An 18446-nucleotide genomic window follows, 5' to 3' on the forward strand; every position below is an offset into this window, starting at 1 on the left:
CTAATCGGTGCGGGCCAATTCGGCGCGCAACTGCCGACGCTGCGCTTCCAACTCCGGCGTGATGTCGGCGTACACCGCGGTGAACAGTTCGTCGACGTCGATGTCGGGCGCCCCGAATACGGCATCACGCAGATCGGCCCGCTGCTGCGCCGCCCGGGCTGCGACCCGGTCCTCGAGGCTCTGCGACCACAGCCCTTGGCCCTGTAGATAGCGGCGATACCGCGGAATCGGGTTCTGAGCCAGCCAGTGATCCAGCTCCGGCTGGTTGCGATACCGGGTGGGATCGTCGGCGGTGGTATGCGGACCCAGGCGATAGGTCACCGCCTCGATCAGGGTGGGACCGTTACCGGCTCGGGCCCGCGCGGCGGCTTCAGTCATTACCGCATAGCACGCCAGCACATCGTTGCCGTCCACTCTGATACCGGGCATACCGTACGCGATCGCCTTGTGCGCGAGGGAAACAGCGGCGGTCTGGTTGCGGACCGGCGTTGAAATTGCCCACTGGTTGTTCTGGACGTAGAACAGGCACGGCACCCGGAATACGCCCGCAAGGTTCAGCGCCTCGTGGACGTCGCCCTCACTCGTTGCGCCGTCACCGAGGAAGGCCACCGTCACCGAATCCTCGCCGAGACGCTGGGCGGCCATCGCCGCCCCGACGGCGTGCAGCGTCTGGGTACCCACCGGAACAGACATCGGAGCACAGCATTTCGTCGTGAATTCCAGTCCGCCATGCCAGGTTCCGCGCCATGCGGCACCGACGTCTCCGGGCGGGATGCCGCGCACCAGGTAAACGCCGAGCTCGCGGTATTGCGGAAACAACCAGTCGGTCGCGCGCAGGCAGGCGGCCGCACCTACCTGCGCGGCCTCCTGACCGCGGCAGGGCGTGAACAACGCCAATTCGCCCTGCCGCTGCAGGTTGACAAACTCGTTGTCCAGCTCGCGGGTGACCACCATCATTTCGTAGAGCCAGCACAGCGTCTGGGCCGGCAAGTCACGGCTGTAGCGCTCTTCGGCGGTCGGTATGCCATCTGGACCGACGAGTTGCACCGGCTCGCGGTCGACGGTCACCGGTGTCTGACAATTCCGAGCCATTCCGCCTCCTTAGCCCAGAACCACGGTCACACCGTCAGAAGATGCCGTCCTCCCGTATCATCAACGAACTACGTCGATCCGCTCGGCTGGCCGCAACACTGGGGCTTCTTTTATTATGCCGCCGATATCGACTGCGCGCGGTTGCAACGCTCGTTACCTTCCGCGTCGTGGAAACCTTCGGCGTCTATCCTGCCCGGGTCTCCGGTGTGGAACCCGCCGCCGCGAAGCGCCTCGGCGGTCGCTTCGGGCAGCCCCCAGTATCCGGCAAAGACGTTGGGACCGCCCACAACCAGCTCCGCCGCCTGGCCGGTCGGCACGTCACGGTCGTTGTCGTAGACGATGCGAGTCTGTACATGAAACAGTGCCCGCCCAATCGAACCCGCCTTGTCGTTGACGTGATTAGCGTCGAGAACCGAAACCGTCGGGACCGGTCATGCCGAACCCCTCCTGGAAGGGCACGTCTTTATCCCGGAAGTACTCGAACACCGGCAGCGGGCAGCGTGCACCACCGACGATGGCCAGCTCCAGCGCCGAAAGGTCGTGCGAGTCGAAGTCGGGCACCGCCATCAACGCCGCCCACATCGCCGGCACCAGGAACTAAACAGTGACCCGCTCGCGCGCCATGGCGGCCAGAGTCTCCGCGAGCTCGAACGCCGGCAGGAGGGTAACCGTGCCGTCGAGGTACAGCAGCGGAAGCGTGTGCACTCCCAGACCTCCGATGTGGTTCATCGGAGCGAGCGTCACGGTCCGGGCGCCTTCGTGTAGCCGGTGCCCTACGAGAGTGTTGATCGCATTCCACAGGTGGTTGTCGTGGGTCAGCATGGCCGCTTCGGGCGCCCGGTGGCACCCGCAGCGGCCATGAGGCAGCACAGGTCGTTTCCTGCCACACTGATGCCGGTCGCTTTCGGCTCGCCGCTGGCTAGTACCTCCTCAAATTCTGCTTCTGCGCCGGTGGGCCGGCCGCCGACGATCAGACGGGCGCGTACCCGCACACCCTCGCCGGCAAGGGCGGCGCGGGCGAGCGGGGACAGCTGAGCCGACCACACGAACACGTCGGCGCCGGAATCGGCCAACAGGTAGGTCACCTTGGGCGCGGCCATCCTGATGTTGATGGGCACGAAGGCGGCGCCGAGCTTGGCGGTCGCGAACATCGTCTCCAGGAAGGCAGCGCAGTTGGGCAACAACACCGCCACCCGGTCGCCCTGCCGCACGCCAAAGCCGCGCAGCGCCCCGGGCGAATTGGTCAGTCCTGCGATCGAACTCGACGTACGCGATCCGATGGCCCCCGTCGACCAACGCGATCCGGTCTCCGGACCGAAATGCGCGTCGAGTAGCCCAGCTTCCGACGCCACCGGTGGCCCCGTTTGTCCGGCTATTCATTGGTCGACCCTTCCGGCATCAATTGCACTCGATGCTTTCTCATCTCGCAACGAAACGCCGCTGAACAGGCGGGCTGCGCACGCTACAACTGTGACGGCACCGGCCAGCCGCACCACGGCATTGCCGCTCAAGCCGCCCGAGGCGGTTGCACCGGGCCGTTAGTCCGAGGTTGGACTGCCCGCGCGCCACAGCAACATTTCCGCATGCCGCAGCACCGGAGAGTCGACCATCTGGCCTTCGAACGCGAATACCCCGCGCTCGTCCTTCGCAGCGGCCAGAACTCGCCGTGCCCACGCCAGCTTCTCGTCGCCGGGTCGATATGCCTTGCGCACCACCGGGATCTGGCTCGGGTGGATACATACCGTGGCATCGAAGCCCACCGTCACGGCGTCGATCGCTTCGGACTCCAATCCTTCGACATCGCGGATATCCAGGTGCACGGCGTCCAAGGCCAACCGGTCAAACGCGGATGCCGCCAACAGGATCGTCGAGCGGACATGACGGGCTACATCCCGATATGCACCGTCGGCGCGCCGGCTGGAGCTGCCACCCAGGGTGGCGATCAAATCCTCGGCTCCCCACATCATCCCCACAGTGCCGTCGGCGGCGGCGATCTCAGCGGCGAACACGGCGCCGCGCGCGGTTTCCACCAACGCGATGACATCACGGGGCGCCAGCGCAACCACCTGTGCCGCCGACTCGGCCTTGGACAGCATCACCGTCGTATAGGCGGTGGCGGCCAAGGCATCCAAGTCGCGAGCCTGCTCATCGGTGCCGCCCGCGTTGATGCGCACCACGGTTCGCTCGGGGTCCAGCGGGTTGTCACAAAGCGCCTGACGGGCAGCCGCCTTCTCCGCTTGGGCCACACCGTCTTCGAGATCGAGTATCACTACGTCGGCGGCACCGGCGGCTTTGGTGAAGCGCTCCGGTCGGTCGGCCGGGCAGAACAGCCATCCCGGACCCGCGGCACGCAGGCTCATTGCTCCTCCTCGAGCCGTTCCTGGACCTGGTTGTGGACCCGCTTTTGGACCAGCGTGGTGCGCACGGCGCGCGCGACGACCTCGCCATGCTGGTTACGGGCAGTGTGCTCCAACGTGACGATGCCTTCGCCGGGACGGCTTTTCGACTCGCGCTTACCCGTGCACACCGTCTCCGCGTAGAGGGTGTCGCCGTGAAAGACCGGCTTGGGAAACGACACATCGGAAAAGCCGAGGTTGGCCACGATGGTGCCCAGAGTCAGCTGCGACACGGACAACCCAACCAGCGTCGAGAGGGTGAACATCGAATTCACCAGTCGCTCACCGCGAAAACCAGGCTGCTGCGCGGCCCAGGCCGCGTCGAGGTGCAGCGATTGGGTGTTCATCGTCAACGTGGTGAACAGCACGTTGTCCGCCTCGGTGACGGTGCGGCCCGGCCGATGCAGGTAGGTGGTGCCGATGTCGAACTCTTCGAACCACAAGCCGCGCTGGACGACGGTCTTCCCCGCGACTGTGGATTCCGTGGCGCGACTCGCCGACACGGCGTCGTCAGATTCACGCTCGCCGGCCGGTCCGCTCATGACAACCCCAGCGATCGCGCGATGAGCAGCAACTGCACTTCGGTGGTGCCCTCACCGATCTCGAGGACCTTGCTGTCACGGTAATGACGCGCCACCGGGTACTCGTTCATGAAGCCGTAGCCGCCGTGGATCTGGGTCGCGTCGCGGGCGTTGTCCATCGCCGCTTCCGAAGAGACCATCTTGGCTATCGCCGCTTCCTTTTTGAACGGGTTGCCCGCCAACATCTTTGCAGCGGCCTCGTAATATGCCGTGCGAGCCACATGCGCCCGCGCCTCCATCCGGGCGATCTTGAAGCTGATCGCCTGATACGAACCGATCGGCTGGCCGAAGGACTGCCGTTCCTTGGCATACTTGACGCTCTCGTCGACACAACCCTGCGCCGCCCCGGTCGCCAGTGCGGCAATCGCAATACGGCCCTCGTCGAGAATGGACAAGAAATTGGCATAACCCGTTCCGCGGGCACCCAGCAGGTTCTCGGCCGGCACACGCGCATCGGTGCACGTCAGCGGGTGGGTATCCGACGCATTCCAGCCGACCTTGTTGTAGACCGGCTCGACGATGAATCCCGGTGTGCCGCTGGGCACGATGATCGTCGAGATCTCTTTCTTACCGTCGGCCACGCTTCCGGTGACCGCCGTGACCGTGACCAGCGAGGTGATATCGGTGCCCGAGTTGGTGATGAACTGCTTGCTGCCGTTGATGATCCACTCGTCGCCCTCGAGGCGGGCGGTGGTGCGGGTGCTGCCGGCGTCCGAGCCCGCACCGGGCTCGGTCAAGCCGAAACCGGCCAGCGCACGGCCAGCGGTCAGATCCGGTAACCACTTTCGCTTCTGCTCTTCGGTGCCGAACCGGTAGATCGGCATGGCCCCCAGCCCTACCGCGGCCTCCAAGGTGATGGCCACCGACTGGTCGACCTTGCCGAGCTCTTCCAGCGCCAGCGCCAGCGCGAAGTAGTCGCCGCCCATGCCGCCGTACTCCTCGGGGAACGGCAGGCCGAACAATCCCATCTCACCCATCTTGGCGACAACTTCGTACGGGAAGCTGTGCTCCTCATCGTGTTTGGCCGAAACCGGCGCGACCACCGTACGGGCGAAGTCGGCCACCGTATCGCGAAGGTCCTGATATTCCTTGGGTAGCGTTCCCGCGGTAATCGTTGTCGTCATGATCCTTCATCCTTGATCCGAGCCAATACCTGGTCGACCTTCACCTGCTCACCAACTGACACCAGCACCTCCAGCTGCCCCGAAACCGGTGCGGTAAGCGCGTGTTCCATCTTCATCGCCTCCACCACCACCACCACGTCGCCCTCGACAACCGCGGTGCCGGAGGTAGCTTGCACCGCAATGACGTTGCCGGGCATCGGGCTGACGACTTCCGCTTGCCGCTCGCCGGCCGCGCGATGAATTTTGCGCTCTTCGGCCTCGCGAAGATGCCACGTTCCACGCTCGTCGGCGATCCACAGATGCCGCTCGGCCTCCGCCCAACGGTAGTCGCGGCGCACCCCGTCGAGCGTCACACTCATCAGGTCTCGCTCGACTTGCACACTGGCGGAAAGTATTTCACCGTCGCCGACCTGCACGCGGGCCGCCTCGGGCAGGCCCCACACCGACACCGTCTCATTACGCTGCGGAGTCTGCATGGCCGTCCGCGCCGGTGCGTGTGCAGCGCCTAACCGCCATCCGCTGGGAGCGGCCCACAATTCGCCCGCCCGACGGCGAGCCTGCACAGCCAAAGCCCATTGGACGTAGAGGCCGCCCGCCGCAAACACGTCGTCCGGCGCGATCAGCGGTGCGAAGTCGGCCACCCGGTCATCCAGCAGCGCGGTGTCCAGGTCTCCGGACTGCACCCGCTCGTCGGCAAGCAGGAAACGGAGGAATTCGACGTTGGTCTGTATGCCCAGGACCGCGGTGTGGGCCAACGCCACGTCTAGCCGCGCCAGTGCCTGCGCGCGATCGGCCCCGTGCGCAATCACCTTGCTCAGCATCGGGTCGTAGTCGCTGCCGACGACCGTGCCGGCCAACAGCGAGGAATCCACCCGCACACCGGCACCGGAGGGTTCGATCACCCGCAGCACCCGGCCACCGGTGGGCAAGAAGCCGCGCGCGGGGTCCTCGGCGTATACCCGCGCCTCGATCGCGTGTCCGGACAGCTCGATGTCGTCCTGTGCAAACGCCAGCTTCTCGCCGGCGGCCACTCGCAGCTGCCATTCCACGAGATCCAGCCCGGTAACCGCCTCGGTGACCGGATGTTCCACCTGCAGCCGGGTGTTCATCTCCATGAAGAAGAATTCGTCGGGCCGCTGCCCGGAAACGATGAATTCCACCGTGCCGGCCCCGACGTAGTCGACACTGCGGGCCGTGTTGCATGCGGCAGCTCCGATCCGCGCCCGTGTTTCCGGGTCGAGTAGCGGTGACGGCGCCTCCTCGATGACCTTCTGGTGGCGGCGCTGCAGACTGCATTCACGCTCACCCAGATACACCACATTGCCATGGGTGTCGGCGAGCACCTGCACCTCGATATGCCTGGGCCGCAGCACAAATCGCTCCAGGAATAGCGTGTCGTCACCGAAGGCGGAGGCGGCTTCGCGACGCGCGCTCACCAGCGCGTCGCGAAGCCGCGCCGGATCCTCGACCAGCCGCATGCCTTTGCCGCCACCGCCGGCGGACGGCTTGATCAGCACCGGACAGCCGACCTCGTCGGCCGCGCGGACCAGGTCCTCGTCGCTCAGCCCCGGTTTCGCCACGCCGGGCACCACGGGTACGTCGAAGGCGGCCACCGCGTTCTTGGCGGTGATCTTGTCGCCCATCACCTCGATCGCCCGCACCGATGGACCGAGGAAAACGATTCCGGCGCGTTCACAGGCCGCCGCGAAATCGGCGTTCTCGGAAAGGAAACCGTAACCGGGATGGATCGCCTGCGATCCGGAGTGCGCGGCCGCGCCGAGTACCTTGTTGATGTCCAGGTAGCTCTCACGGGCCGCCGCGGGCCCCAGCCGGACTGCCTGGTCAGCTTCCAGCACGTGTCGTGCTCCGACGTCGGGGTCGCTGTAGACCGCCACCGAGCGGATACCCAGCCGGCGCAGGGTCCGGATCACCCGTACCGCGATCTCGCCGCGGTTGGCCACTAATACGGTGTCAAACATCGCGTCACATCCGGAAGACGCCGTAGGAAACCGGCCCCAGCGGCGCGTGGGCGCACACCGAAAGAGCTAGCCCCACAATTGTTCTGGTATCAGCCGGATCGATGATGCCGTCGTCCCACAGGCGGGCGGTCGAATAGTAAGGGTTGCCCTGGTGCTCGTACTGCTCACGGATCGGCGCCTTGAACGTCTCTTCATCGTCAGCTGACCAGGGCGTGCCGGCTGTCGACAGTTGCTCGCCGCGCACCGTGGCCAGTACCGACGCCGCCTGCTCGCCGCCCATCACCGAGATCCGCGCATTCGGCCACATCCACAAGAAGCGCGGCGAGTATGCCCGCCCGCACATCGAATAGTTGCCGGCGCCATAGGATCCACCGATCACGACGGTCAGCTTCGGCACTCGGGCGCAGGCCACGGCGGTGACCATCTTGGCGCCGTGCTTGGCGATACCACCGGCCTCATAGTCACGGCCAACCATGAACCCGGCGATGTTCTGGAGGAACAACAGCGGGATCTTGCGCTTGTCGCACAGTTCGATGAAATGCGCTCCCTTGAGCGCGGATTCGCTGAACAAGACTCCGTTGTTAGCCACGATGCCGACGGGGTGGCCGTGGATGCGCGCGAAGGCGGTCACCAGCGTCTTGCCGTAAAGCGCCTTGAATTCCGTGAATTCGCTACCGTCCACCAGCCGCAAGAGGACCTCGTGCACGTCATAGGGCACCCGCGGGTCGGGAGGCACGACGTCATAAAGCTCGGCCTGCGCGTATTTGGGGTCCACCGAACGGCCCACATCCCATTGAGCCGGCTCGCGGGGTGCGAAGGTGGCAGCGATGGAGCGCACGATCCGCAACGCGTGTTCGTCGTCGTCGGCCAGATGGTCGGTGACACCGGACACCCGCGAATGCAGGTCACCGCCGCCGAGTTCCTCGGCCGAGACGATTTCGCCAGTGGCAGCCTTGACCAGAGGCGGACCGCCAAGAAAAATCGTGCCCTGTTCGCGGACGATGACGGCCTCGTCGCTCATCGCCGGCACATAGGCGCCACCCGCCGTGCAGGAGCCCAGTACCGCAGCCACCTGCGGAATGCCCTCGGCGCTCATGGTTGCCTGGTTGTAGAAGATCCGCCCGAAGTGCTCGCGGTCGGGAAACACCTCGTCCTGGCGCGGCAGGAAGGCGCCGCCGGAGTCGACCAGATAGATGCATGGCAGCCGATTCTGTAGCGCGATCTCCTGAGCGCGCAGATGTTTCTTGACCGTGATCGGGTAGTAAGTGCCGCCCTTGACGGTCGCGTCGTTGGCGACGATGACGCATTCACGCCCCGATACCCGGCCGATTCCGGTGATGATCCCGGCACCCGGCGACTCGTCGTCGTACATCCCGTTGGCGGCCAAAGGGGCCAGCTCAAGGAACGGGCTGCCCGGATCCAGGAGCCGATCCACGCGTTCCCGGGGCAGGAGCTTGCCGCGGCTGACGTGACGCTCTCGGGCGCGTGCGCTACCGCCCAGGCAGGCAGCGGCGAGCTTGGTGTTCAGTTCGGCCACCAGTCGGCGGTGCTCGTCGGCAAAGGATGGCGCGGCGACGGCGGTCACGGGGTAACCAGATTGCTCAGCACAAGGCGCGGTTCGGTTCGGGCGACAACCTCGTCGACCGTCACGCCGGGCGCGGTCTCGATCAGGTGCAGACCGTCGTCGCAGACATCGATTACCGCCAGTTCGGTGACGATGCGGTCCACGCAGCCCACGCCGGTCAACGGCAGTGTGCACTGCTCGACGATTTTCGGGCTGCCGTCTTTGGCTGCGTGCTCCATCATGACGATCACTTTGCGGGCGCCGTGTACGAGATCCATGGCGCCGCCCATGCCCTTGACCATCTTGCCTGGAATCATCCAGTTGGCCAGGTCGCCGGTGACCGAAACCTGCATGGCGCCAAGCACTGCGACGTCGAGATGGCCGCCGCGGATAATGCCGAACGAGGTCGACGAGCCGAAGAACGCTGCGCCCGGCAGCGTGGTCACTGTCTCTTTGCCGGCATTGATCAGATCGGCGTCGAGTTCTTCGGGCCTGGGATATGGCCCGACGCCCAGGATTCCGTTTTCGGAATGCAAGACAACGGTCACGCCCTCGGGAATGTGGTTAGGAATCAAGGTGGGCATCCCGATGCCGAGGTTGACATACTGGCCGTCCTCGAACTCGGCGGCCACCCGTGCGGCCATCCCGTCTCTACTCCAAGTCATTTGGCGCCACCCTCCCCCGCAAACGGGCGGTACCCCCACCTCGTCGCTGCGTGCCCCACAAGCGGGCGATACCACCACTGCGTCGTCATCGGCGCGGTCATCAGCGCACGGTCTCCTTCTCGATCCGCTTGGTGGGATTGAGCACATGCACCACCCGGTGCACGAACACACCCGGCGTGTGCACCATCGCCGGGTCGATCTCACCGGGCTCGACGAGGTGTTCCACCTCGGCAATCGTGATCCTTCCGGCTGGCGCGCACTCGGGGTTGAAGTTGGCGGCGGCGTAGCGGTACACCAGGTTGCCGTGCCGGTCGCCTTTCCAGGCATGCACCAGCGCGAAGTCCGTGCGGATTCCCCGCTCTAAAACGTATGTGACACCATCGAACTCACGAGTCTCTTTCGGGGGCGACACTACCGCGACCGCGCCCGAGGCGTCGTAGCGCCATGGGAGCCCGCCGTCGGCGATCTGCGTACCCACGCCGGCCGGGGTATAGAAGGCGGGTATGCCCATTCCGCCGGCGCGTAACCGCTCGGCCAGCGTGCCCTGCGGGGTGAGCTCCACCTCGAGTTCGCCGGCCAGGAACTGGCGGGCGAACTCCTTGTTCTCGCCCACATACGAGGAGATAGTCCGGCGAATTCTCTTGTGCTCCAACAACACACCGAGACCCACACCGTCGACGCCGCAGTTGTTCGACACCGTTTCCAGGTCCGTTACGCCACTGTCCACCAACGCCGAGATCAGCGCCTCTGGGATCCCACACAGCCCGAACCCGCCGACCGCAAGCGATGACCCGTCGGTTATGTCCGCTACCGCGTCGCCGGCGGTAGCCACCACCTTGTCCATTACCCGCAGCATCTCCTCGCTGTCCGGCCAGCTGACTTCTTCAGTTAATCTCCATTAACCGAGGCAGACAATACCATTACCCGCGCGGCGGGTAAAGGGACAGTGGCCAGCATCCGGACCCTCAGCCTCGACCATGCAGATAGTCGATTGCTTGTTGGCGCAATTCGACTTTGCGGACCTTGCCGGTGACGGTCATGGGGAACTCGCCGGGCGATGCGGCCAGCACAGAATTGATGTAGTCGTTCGGTAGTCAACTGCGGTGCGCCCGGCCTCAGCTTGACCACCGCCATGAGTTCTTCGCCCAGACGTTCGTCGGGCACACCGATGACGTGGGCATCGACGACATCGCGGTGGCCAGCAATTTGGCGTAACTCCAGCGTCGCCCCGCGCGCACGTCGACCAGCGCATCCCGGTGCCCGTACCGAGCGGCAGTCAGGGCGAGGTTGACGCCGATAGTGGTCTCGAGCAGCGCAGGTGTGTCCGTGCCCCGGTCGTGGGAGAGGTCAAACGAAGGGGCTCTGTGATCTGCCCCGCCGGCTGCCACGGTTCCTCCGCCTGGCGCTGACCGCGCACGGGTTCACAACAAATAACTCGTGCTACGTTAGTGACGATTAACCGAAGTGTCCAGGACGAGTTTTCTACGGAGGCGGTCATGACAGCGTCCGCTCCGGACGGCCCGCCAGCTCAAACTGAAGCCCCGACTCGTCGCAGTCGAATGAAGTCGGACCGGCGTCTGCAACTCTTGTCGGCCGCCGAACGGCTATTCGCCGAACGCGGTTTTCTCGCAGTGCGATTGGAAGACATCGGTGCAGCGGCAGGCATCAGCGGTCCGGCGATCTATCGCCACTTTCCCAACAAGGAGTCGCTGCTGGTCGAGTTGCTGGTCGGCATCAGTTCCCGGCTCCTCGCCGGGGCCCGCGATGTGACGGCCCGCGGTCCGGATCCGGCTGCCGCGCTGGATGGGCTCATCGACTTTCACCTCGACTTTGCGCTGGGTGAACCGGACCTCATCCAAATCCAGGACCGCGACCTTGCGCATCTGCCCGCCGCCGCCGAGCGACAGGTGCGCAGGGCGCAGCGCCAATACGTGGAGGTCTGGGTGGGCGTGCTGCGCGAGCGCAACACCGAGCTGGCGGAAGCCGATGCGCGACTGATGGCGCACGCCGTGTTCGGACTGCTGAACTCCACACCACACAGCATGAAGTCGGCCGATACGAGATCGGCGCGGGTACTGCGTTCCCGCGCCATCATGCGGGCCATGACCGTGGCCGCACTGAAAGTCACCGACCACTAACGTCCGGCACCGCCCGGGAAAGCCGGGATCACATACTTGGCGAAAAGCCGCATCTGTTCGAGCATTTCGCTTACCGTATTGGCGACGAACAAGGTGGCGTAGAACCCGTCCAGCCCGGCGCGTTCGAACGCAGCCACCTTGGCGCAAACCTGGTCCGGCGTGCCGATGAAGGTTGTCAGCCACATATTTGTCCAGGCTCACGCCTTTCATCATGGTGTCCCGCAGGGAGGTCCGGAACAGCTCGAACGTTGACCGCTCCAGGCGCTCACGCGCTTTGGCAGCAGTAGGAGCCAGGCACACGACCGTCTGCAATCCGATCGTGACATCGGCTGGATTGCGGCCCGCAGCGCGTGCGAATTTCTCGATTTCTATTCGGCCACAGGCAATTTCACTCGGTCCGAGTTTGGCCGGCAGCCAGCCCTGACATTGCTCCCCCGCCCTCCGCATGGCGCTTTTGGCATTGCCACCGGAGAAGATGGGCAATGGCGACTGGACCGGCTTGGGGTATGACTCGACATCGCAGAAGCGACGGTATCGGCCCTGATACGTCGACCGACGCTGCCCGAACAGAATGCGCAACGCCTCGATGCCCTCGGCCATCAGCTGGGTGCGCGACACACCGGCCAAATCCGGTGCTACCGATTCGAATTCGTCGCGATAGCCGCCGGCAGCAACGGCCAGCGTGACGCGACCGCCACTTATCTGATCCAGGGTGGCAACCTGTTTGGCCAACAACACCGGCTCACGCGTCGGCAAGACGAGAATTCCGGTAGCCAGCCGCACCACCGATGTCTTGGCCGCAATCGTCGCCAACATCATCAGCGGCTCGAAGTAGTCAGGCGGGGCCGGCCAGGCTTCTCGCACGAACCGCTGGGTGCTCAGATGATCGTTTCCGGCAACCTCGTGAAAGCCAAGCGCCTCGGCCTCTACGGCGATCTGAACCACCTCGTCGGCCGTGGCGAACGGGACCGGGTAGGCCATACCGGCCAGACACGTCGGTACGTCGATGCCGAACTTCATGCCTAGCACCCCCGTTCTGCAACTGGCGTAGGCGTTTTCTTCAGCACCCGCTGAAGAACCATGATACGCAGTTCACACGCGATCATCAACGCTTGTTGAAGAATGTGGTCACCGCTTCGGTAAATGGCTTCGGTTGGGACGCCGCCCGCCGTGTCGGTGCCGCTGGAGCGGTGCGGCGCCGGCGCCGTCCAACTCTTCGGTACCCTTCAAACCATGAGGTGGGCATGAACGATCCACGCCGACCCCCGCGGTATGGTCCCCCTCAACCGGGGCCCGCGCCTACGTGGCCGCAGGGTCCGGTAAACCCGTCGCCCGTCGACCCGGCCTACGCCGGTCAGGCGCCCTACGCTCCCACCTACAGCGGCCACATTCCCCAGTGGGAACCCGGCGCTCACGAACCAAACCCGACCCAGCAATTGCCACCCCAGTATTGGCAGCAGGACCACCCTGAGCAGGGCGAAGGTTTTCACGACGGAGCACCGCCACCACACGGCCCGAGCACGCCGCGTTGGCTGTGGTTCGCTGCCGGCGCGGCCGTCCTGCTTGTCGTCGGGTTGGTCATCGCACTGGTGATCGCAAACATGTCAGTCAAGAATCAGACGGCGGTCGAGCCGCTTCCACCGATGCCCACCCCGAGCTCCACGCTCAAGCCGCCGACGACACGAACAATGACACCGACACCCAGCATCGTGCCGGCGCCCACAACGACTGGAGGCTCTGGCACGCCCACCGAGACACCCACCCCCGGTGCCATGCAGACCGTCGTCTACAACGTCACCGGCGAGGGCCGCGCGATCAGCGTGACCTACACCGACACCGGTGACGTCATCCAGACCGAATTCAACGTGGCGCTGCCGTGGAGCAAAGAGGTGAGCCTGCCCAAGTCTTCCCTGCATCCGGCAAGCGTCACCATCATCAACATCGGCCACAACGTGACCTGCTCGGTAACGGTGGCGGGGGTTCAGGTACGCCAGCGCACCGGAGTAGGCCTGACCATCTGCGACGCCTCCGGCTAACTCGGCTCGGTTACCGCGTCAGTTGCTATGACGACATTGCGGTGCGGGACCCGCACGCCCAACATGGCCAGCAAGCCCACCAGCAACACCAAGCAGATACCGCCCAACCCGGCGCGGACGGCGCCGAACACGTCAACGAAGACCGAAAACAACCACGGTCCCAGGAACGCCACCGCCCGGCCCGTCATCGTGTACAGCCCGAAGGCAACCCCCTCCTTGCCATGCTGAGCCATGCGCAACAACAAGGCGCGCGCCGACGACTGAGACGGTCCGATGAATAAACACAACAGCAGTCCGCATATCCAGAAGGCCACCGCGCCGGAGAGCGCCATCAAGGTCACCGCCGCGGCCAGGATCGAGGCCAACGATGCGACGATCACCGGCTTCGAGCCGATCCGGTGGTCGATCAGTCCGCCCCCTACCGCGCCCACTGCGGCCACGACGCTTCCGGCCACCCCGAACACCAACACGTCGGCCTGGGTAAGGCCGTACACGTTGACACCCAGGACCGCGCCGAAGGCGAACATGGCCGCCAGCCCGTCGCGGAAGATCGCACTGGCAACCAAGAAGTAGACCAGGTTGCGGTCGCGGCGCCATTCGGCGTTGATGTCCGTCCACAGCTTGCGATAACCACCCAGCATGCTCGTAGCCGGGCGAGGCACCGCAGCAGCATCGGGCAGGCGATGTGCGACCAGCAACAGCGGCAACGCCAGCACAGCCAGCCATGCCGCGGCCAGCAGCATTGCCACCCTTACGTTGAATCCATCATGGACAGACAGGTGCAATAACCCACGAACGTCACCGGTGCCAGCCATGAAACCCACGTAGACCAGCAACAGCAGCAGGACGCTCCCGACGTACCCCGCTGCCCACCCGAAGCCGGAAATCCGGCCCGCAGTTTGCGGTGTCGAAAGCTGGCGAAGCATCGCGTTGTAGGGAACGCTGGCCAGGTCGCTGCACGACGCGGTCGCCGCCAGCAACGCCAGCCCCGGCCACAGGTAACCGGGGCTATCGCGGATCAAAAACATCGCCGCGGTCAACCCCGCCGCCAGCCCCGTCAACACACTCAGCGTCACCCTGCGCCGATCCGGAGACTCGACCCACACGCCCACCACCGGGGCCAGCAGAGCGACAGTCAACCCGGCAGCGGCCCCGGCCCGGCCCAACCAACTTGCCGGTGAGCTGCCGCCGGGCAGCCCCTCCCCCACGGTGCTGGTCAGATAGACGGAGAACACGAAGGTGGTCACGATCGCGTTCAGGCCGGTAGAACCGCTGTCCCACAACGCCCATGCCACTACCCGGGACCGCACATACGTGCCTATACCCCGGTGAGTCATGTCCGGCACTCTATTTGAGGCGGCAGCGACCCGCTGCGCCCGGCTACGCCGCCCTTGCGATCGCAACCGATTTGAGGCGGCAGCGACCCGCTGCGCCCGGCTACGCCGCCCTTGCGATCGCAACCGATTTGAGGCGGCAGCGACCCGCTGCGCCCGGCGTCACCTGCAAGCTGTCTACGATTGGCGCATGCCGATCCCCGCTCCGAGTCCCGACGCCCGTGCCGTTGTCACCGGAGCTTCGCAGAACATCGGCGAAGCGCTCGCGACGGAGTTGGCCGCCCGCGGCCACAGCCTGATCATCACCGCACGCCGGGAAGCTTTGCTGACCGAGCTCGCCGCCCATCTGACCGACAAGTATCGGGTCGCTGTCGAGGTGCGGCCGGCCGATCTCGCAGACCCGGACGAACGGGCGAAGCTGTGTGAAGAACTAGCGGCACGGCCCATTTCGATCCTGTGCGCCAATGCGGGCACGGGGACGTTTGGTCCGCTTGCGACGCTCGACCCGGCGGGCGAAAAGGCACAAGTGCAGCTCAATGCCGTCGCGGTGCACGACCTCACCTTGGCGGTGCTGCCCGGCATGCTCGAGCGCAGGGCCGGCGGCATCTTGATTTCCGGGTCGGCAGCAGGGAATTCGCCGATTCCCTACAACGCGACCTATGCGGCCACCAAGGCCTTTGCGAACACCTTCAGCGAATCGCTGCGCGGTGAACTCCGCAACTCCGGAGTGCATGTCACGCTGCTGGCGCCGGGACCAGTGCGCACCGATCTGCCCGATGCTGGCGAGGCGTCGCTTGTCGAAAGGCTGGTGCCGGACTTCTTGTGGATCTCCACTGAGCACACCGCACAGGTATCGCTGGATGCCTTGGAGCGCAACAAGATGCGTGTGGTTCCGGGCTTGACCTCGAAGGCCATGTCGGTGGCAAGTCAGTATGCGCCGCGCGCCATCGTCGCGCCCATCGTGGGCAGCTTCTACAAGAAGCTGGGGGGCGGATAGCCGTTACCTGCGGCGACGCCGCCCGGTGCCGAAGATGCTGCGGGTGATTTCGCGTACCCCGGTGTTGATGGCGCTCTTCACGGTTGGGTTCTTCAGAATTTCTTCCCATACCCCGGGACGCCTGGGTTCGGCGGGCGCCGGCATGGGCGGCACCTCGATATCGTCGGGCCACGGCAGCGGATCGTATTGTCCGCGAGGTGGTTGAGCGGGCTGCGTCGGCTCCTGCGCCGAGCCATATTTTGCGCTCAGCATCTCGTGGGCGGACACCCGGTCGACGGTCTGGCCATAGGCGGCCTGCAGCGGGCTTGCCTGGGCCGCCGCAGCAACGGCTTCGGTGCCGATCGCGCCCATCAGCGACCGCGGAACCCGCATGCGAGTCCAGGCCACCGGGGTCGGCGCGCCCTTTTCGGAGAGCACGGTCACGACGGCCTCGCCGATACCCAGCGAGGTCAGCGCCGATTCCAGGTCGTAGACATCGGTTTTGGGATACGTGCGAACGGTCTTGTTGAGCGCCTTCTGATCGTCGGGGGTGAACGCCCGTAGCGCATGCTGAATCCGGGCGCCCAGCTGGGAGAGCACGGTGTTGGGTAGATCCGTCGGCAACTGGGTGCAGAAGAACACGCCGACGCCCTTGGAGCGAATGAGCTTGACGGTTTGCTCGACCTGTTCCAGGAAAGCCTTTGACGCGTCGGTGAACAGCAAGTGCGCTTCGTCAAAAAAGAAGACCAGCTTCGGCTTGTCCAGATCCCCCACCTCGGGCAGAAATGTGAACAGGTCAGCCAGCACCCACATCAGGAAGGTGGAGAACAGCACGGGGCGCAGCGACTGCCCGCTGAACTCCAGCAGTGAGATGATGCCGCGGCCCTGGCTGTCGATGCGTATCAGGTCGTCGGGTCTCAGTTCCGGCTCGCCGAAGAAGGTGTCAGCACCTTCGGCTTCGAGGTTGACCAATGCTCGCAGGATGACACCGGCGGTGGTCGGAGAAACGGCGCCAAGGGCTTTCAGCTCCGCCTTGCCCTCGTCGCTGGTCAGATGGGTGATTACGGTTCGCAGATCTTTCAAGTCCAGCAGCGGAAGTCCCCGCTGGTCGGCCCAGTGAAAGATCAATCCCAGCGTTGATTCCTGGGTAGCGTTGAGCCCCAGTACTTTTGACAACAGAATAGGTCCAAAGCTGGAGATGGTCGCGCGCACCGGAACACCGACTCCGCTAGTTCCCAGCGACAGAAACTCCACCGGGAAGGCCGTCGGCGTCCAAGTGTCGCCGGTATCTTTCGCCCGAGCAGCCGTTTTGTCATTGGCCTCCCCCGCCCGGGATAGGCCGGACAGGTCGCCCTTCACGTCCGCCATGAGCACCGCCACACCTGCGGCGCTGAGCTGCTCGGCGATGAGCTGCAGCGTCTTGGTTTTCCCGGTTCCGGTGGCCCCGGCGACCAAACCGTGCCGGTTGATGGTGGCCAGCGGGATGCGAATCTGCGCAGCGCGGTCGGCCTCGCCGTCGACGACGACAGAGCCCAATTCCAACGCCTGGCCGGTTACGGCGTATCCGGCCGCGATCTGCTGCGCGGGCCCGCCAGACCCGTCGCCCGCCGCTTCGGTGCTCATCGCACCACCTCTTCCCAGTCGTCACCCCGCGCCCGCTCGGCAAAGCAATCACACTACTTGCACGGGTGTCGCAGTTACGACAGCACAGATGGGCCTACTCTTGAGCCCTGTGCGTGACGAACTGGTGTGGATCGACTGCGAGATGACCGGGCTGACCATAGCTACGGACAAGTTGATCGAGATCGCCGTCCTGGTCACTGACGCCGACTTGAACATTCTCGGCGACGGCGTGGACGTGGTGATCCATGCCGACGACAACGCGCTGTCGTCAATGATCGGCGTCGTTGCCGAGATGCACACCCGCTCGGGGCTGGTCCAGGAAGTCAGGGCATCGACCGTCGACCTGGCGACGGCCGAAACGATGGTGCTCGACTACATCAACGAGCACGTCAAACAACCCAAGACGGCGCCGTTGGCGGGAAACTCCATCGCCACCGATCGCGCCTTCATCGCCCGCGACATGCCCGCTCTGGACGCGTTTCTGCACTACCGGATGATCGACGTCAGCTCGATCAAGGAGCTCTGCCGGCGCTGGTACCCACGCATCTACTTCGGCCAGCCGCCCAAAGGCCTGGCGCATCGGGCGCTGGCCGATATTCACGAATCCATCCGCGAACTGCGGTACTACCGACGTACCGCGTTCGTTCCGCCGCCAGGGCCGTCTACCAGCGAAATCGCCGCGGTGGTCGCCGATATTCAAGTCGGAGCCGACGCACCGGTGACAATTGATTCGGCCGAGGAGCCTCCGACCGGTTAATATCGACGTCGCCGCTCGTTAGCCCTCCCAGAGGGCCGGCCGGCGGCCATGGTGAGTGTAGTTCAGTTGGTAGAGCACCAGGTTGTGATCCTGGGTGTCGCGGGTTCGAGTCCCGTCACTCACCCCACAGGTCAGCGGGGGTACGGCGCGCTGCTATCGCGGCGCATACAGCGTCTACCGA

At 65.1% G+C, this 18446-nt stretch carries 18 protein-coding genes, 1 tRNA gene and 3 pseudogenes; 5 read left to right on the forward strand and 17 right to left on the reverse strand.

Features of this window, described 5'->3' with window-relative positions; genetic code table 11:
• From pdhA to EET13_RS30520, 13 genes and pseudogenes are all read right to left on the reverse strand, one after another.
• Positions 1 to 1092: a pyruvate dehydrogenase (acetyl-transferring) E1 component subunit alpha gene (gene pdhA / locus EET13_RS19380; RefSeq protein ID WP_122443801.1), complete on the reverse strand. Its 1092-nt coding sequence runs from the start codon at positions 1090 to 1092 to the stop codon at positions 1 to 3.
• Between the two features lie 113 nt (positions 1093 to 1205).
• Positions 1206 to 1466: an AMP-binding protein gene (locus EET13_RS19385; protein ID WP_122443802.1), complete on the reverse strand. Its 261-nt coding sequence runs from the start codon at positions 1464 to 1466 to the stop codon at positions 1206 to 1208.
• Positions 1467 to 1491: 25 nt separating this feature from the next.
• Positions 1492 to 1674, reverse strand: coding sequence for a hypothetical protein (locus EET13_RS19390; protein WP_122443803.1), 183 nt, complete (start codon positions 1672 to 1674; stop codon positions 1492 to 1494).
• A gap of 15 nt (positions 1675 to 1689) precedes the next feature.
• Positions 1690 to 2444, reverse strand: a pseudogene (locus EET13_RS19400) (AMP-binding protein).
• 186 nt (positions 2445 to 2630) lie between these two features.
• Positions 2631 to 3452: an HpcH/HpaI aldolase/citrate lyase family protein gene (locus EET13_RS19405; protein ID WP_122443806.1), complete on the reverse strand. Its 822-nt coding sequence runs from the start codon at positions 3450 to 3452 to the stop codon at positions 2631 to 2633.
• A complete protein-coding gene (locus tag EET13_RS19410) occupies positions 3449 to 4030 on the reverse strand; it encodes a MaoC family dehydratase (protein WP_122443807.1) in 582 nt (193 codons plus the stop codon). The genes EET13_RS19405 and EET13_RS19410 overlap by 4 nt, the downstream gene beginning before the upstream one ends.
• Positions 4027 to 5193 carry an acyl-CoA dehydrogenase family protein gene (locus EET13_RS19415; RefSeq protein ID WP_122443808.1) on the reverse strand — a complete coding sequence of 389 codons (1167 nt, stop codon included), beginning with the start codon at positions 5191 to 5193 and terminating at the stop codon, positions 4027 to 4029. Before EET13_RS19415 ends, EET13_RS19410 begins: the two co-directional genes overlap by 4 nt.
• Positions 5190 to 7172 carry an acetyl/propionyl/methylcrotonyl-CoA carboxylase subunit alpha gene (locus EET13_RS19420; RefSeq protein ID WP_122443809.1) on the reverse strand — a complete coding sequence of 661 codons (1983 nt, stop codon included), beginning with the start codon at positions 7170 to 7172 and terminating at the stop codon, positions 5190 to 5192. The genes EET13_RS19415 and EET13_RS19420 overlap by 4 nt, the downstream gene beginning before the upstream one ends.
• Positions 7173 to 7176: 4 nt before the next feature.
• Positions 7177 to 8757 (reverse strand): carboxyl transferase domain-containing protein, encoded by a 1581-nt coding sequence (locus tag EET13_RS19425; protein ID WP_122443810.1) that lies wholly within the window; start codon positions 8755 to 8757, stop codon positions 7177 to 7179.
• Complete coding sequence (locus EET13_RS19430; protein WP_122443811.1) at positions 8754 to 9401, reverse strand: CoA transferase subunit B; 648 nt, start codon at positions 9399 to 9401, stop codon at positions 8754 to 8756. The genes EET13_RS19425 and EET13_RS19430 overlap by 4 nt, the downstream gene beginning before the upstream one ends.
• A gap of 100 nt (positions 9402 to 9501) precedes the next feature.
• On the reverse strand, positions 9502 to 10245 hold the full coding sequence (locus EET13_RS19435; RefSeq protein ID WP_122443851.1) for a CoA transferase subunit A: 744 nt from the start codon (positions 10243 to 10245) through the stop codon (positions 9502 to 9504).
• Between the two features lie 121 nt (positions 10246 to 10366).
• Positions 10367 to 10598: pseudogene (locus EET13_RS19440) on the reverse strand (AMP-binding enzyme); the annotation flags it as partial.
• Positions 10517 to 10789: a hypothetical protein gene (locus EET13_RS30520; RefSeq protein ID WP_168991305.1), complete on the reverse strand. Its 273-nt coding sequence runs from the start codon at positions 10787 to 10789 to the stop codon at positions 10517 to 10519. The pseudogene EET13_RS19440 and the gene EET13_RS30520, both read right to left, overlap by 82 nt.
• 108 nt (positions 10790 to 10897) lie before the next feature.
• Here EET13_RS30520 and EET13_RS19445 point away from each other — a divergent pair, with 108 nt between their 5' ends.
• Positions 10898 to 11539, forward strand: coding sequence for an SACE_7040 family transcriptional regulator (locus EET13_RS19445; protein WP_122443812.1), 642 nt, complete (start codon positions 10898 to 10900; stop codon positions 11537 to 11539).
• Here EET13_RS19445 and EET13_RS19450 read toward each other — a convergent pair.
• The gene (locus tag EET13_RS19450) at positions 11536 to 11724 is read right to left on the reverse strand and encodes a hypothetical protein (RefSeq protein ID WP_122443813.1); all 189 of its coding nucleotides are present in this window, start codon (positions 11722 to 11724) and stop codon (positions 11536 to 11538) included. The genes EET13_RS19445 and EET13_RS19450 overlap by 4 nt on opposite strands.
• Before the next feature lie 127 nt (positions 11725 to 11851).
• A pseudogene (locus EET13_RS32885) lies at positions 11852 to 12559 on the reverse strand (TIGR03619 family F420-dependent LLM class oxidoreductase); the annotation flags it as partial.
• 224 nt (positions 12560 to 12783) lie between these two features.
• Between EET13_RS32885 and EET13_RS19460 the strand changes: the two are divergent.
• Entirely contained in the window at positions 12784 to 13575 is a 792-nt protein-coding gene (locus tag EET13_RS19460) for an MmpS family transport accessory protein (protein ID WP_122443814.1), read from the forward strand.
• Here EET13_RS19460 and EET13_RS19465 read toward each other — a convergent pair.
• Complete coding sequence (locus EET13_RS19465) at positions 13572 to 14912, reverse strand: MFS transporter (RefSeq protein WP_122443815.1); 1341 nt, start codon at positions 14910 to 14912, stop codon at positions 13572 to 13574. The two genes, EET13_RS19460 and EET13_RS19465, sit on opposite strands and share 4 nt — an antisense overlap.
• 187 nt (positions 14913 to 15099) lie before the next feature.
• Between EET13_RS19465 and cmrA the strand changes: the two genes are divergently transcribed.
• Positions 15100 to 15906 carry a mycolate reductase gene (gene cmrA / locus EET13_RS19470; protein WP_122443816.1) on the forward strand — a complete coding sequence of 269 codons (807 nt, stop codon included), beginning with the start codon at positions 15100 to 15102 and terminating at the stop codon, positions 15904 to 15906.
• Positions 15907 to 15909: 3 nt separating this feature from the next.
• Here the strand turns inward: cmrA and EET13_RS19475 are convergent, their stop codons facing one another.
• Positions 15910 to 17508, reverse strand: coding sequence for a helicase HerA-like domain-containing protein (locus EET13_RS19475; RefSeq protein WP_122443817.1), 1599 nt, complete (start codon positions 17506 to 17508; stop codon positions 15910 to 15912).
• A gap of 109 nt (positions 17509 to 17617) precedes the next feature.
• Between EET13_RS19475 and orn the strand changes: the two genes are divergently transcribed.
• Together orn and EET13_RS19485 are read left to right on the forward strand one after the other, a co-directional pair.
• Positions 17618 to 18265 carry an oligoribonuclease gene (orn, locus tag EET13_RS19480; RefSeq protein ID WP_122443818.1) on the forward strand — a complete coding sequence of 216 codons (648 nt, stop codon included), beginning with the start codon at positions 17618 to 17620 and terminating at the stop codon, positions 18263 to 18265.
• Positions 18266 to 18316: 51 nt separating this feature from the next.
• Positions 18317 to 18392 (forward strand) — tRNA-His (locus tag EET13_RS19485).
• Positions 18393 to 18446 lie beyond the last annotated feature (54 nt).

Origin of the sequence: Mycobacterium attenuatum (assembly GCF_900566085.1) — a bacterium.
Taxonomy (GTDB): domain Bacteria; phylum Actinomycetota; class Actinomycetes; order Mycobacteriales; family Mycobacteriaceae; genus Mycobacterium; species Mycobacterium attenuatum.

Bases quoted from the DNA above. Each gene is read 5' to 3' on its own strand.
- EET13_RS19430 (WP_122443811.1), bottom strand. From the start codon at position 9,401: ATGACTTGGAGTAGAGACGGGATGGCCGCACGGGTGGCCGCCGAGTTC.
- EET13_RS19405 (WP_122443806.1), bottom strand. From the start codon at position 3,452: ATGAGCCTGCGTGCCGCGGGTCCGGGATGGCTGTTCTGCCCGGCCGAC.
- EET13_RS19445 (WP_122443812.1), top strand. From the start codon at position 10,898: ATGACAGCGTCCGCTCCGGACGGCCCGCCAGCTCAAACTGAAGCCCCG.
- EET13_RS19465 (WP_122443815.1), bottom strand. From the start codon at position 14,912: ATGACTCACCGGGGTATAGGCACGTATGTGCGGTCCCGGGTAGTGGCA.
- EET13_RS19410 (WP_122443807.1), bottom strand. From the start codon at position 4,030: ATGAGCGGACCGGCCGGCGAGCGTGAATCTGACGACGCCGTGTCGGCG.
- cmrA (WP_122443816.1), top strand. From the start codon at position 15,100: ATGCCGATCCCCGCTCCGAGTCCCGACGCCCGTGCCGTTGTCACCGGA.
- EET13_RS19390 (WP_122443803.1), bottom strand. From the start codon at position 1,674: ATGTGGGCGGCGTTGATGGCGGTGCCCGACTTCGACTCGCACGACCTT.
- pdhA (WP_122443801.1), bottom strand. From the start codon at position 1,092: ATGGCTCGGAATTGTCAGACACCGGTGACCGTCGACCGCGAGCCGGTG.
- EET13_RS19475 (WP_122443817.1), bottom strand. From the start codon at position 17,508: ATGAGCACCGAAGCGGCGGGCGACGGGTCTGGCGGGCCCGCGCAGCAG.
- EET13_RS19450 (WP_122443813.1), bottom strand. From the start codon at position 11,724: ATGTGGCTGACAACCTTCATCGGCACGCCGGACCAGGTTTGCGCCAAG.
- EET13_RS19420 (WP_122443809.1), bottom strand. From the start codon at position 7,172: ATGTTTGACACCGTATTAGTGGCCAACCGCGGCGAGATCGCGGTACGG.
- EET13_RS19435 (WP_122443851.1), bottom strand. From the start codon at position 10,245: ATGGACAAGGTGGTGGCTACCGCCGGCGACGCGGTAGCGGACATAACC.
- EET13_RS19415 (WP_122443808.1), bottom strand. From the start codon at position 5,193: ATGACGACAACGATTACCGCGGGAACGCTACCCAAGGAATATCAGGAC.
- EET13_RS19460 (WP_122443814.1), top strand. From the start codon at position 12,784: ATGAACGATCCACGCCGACCCCCGCGGTATGGTCCCCCTCAACCGGGG.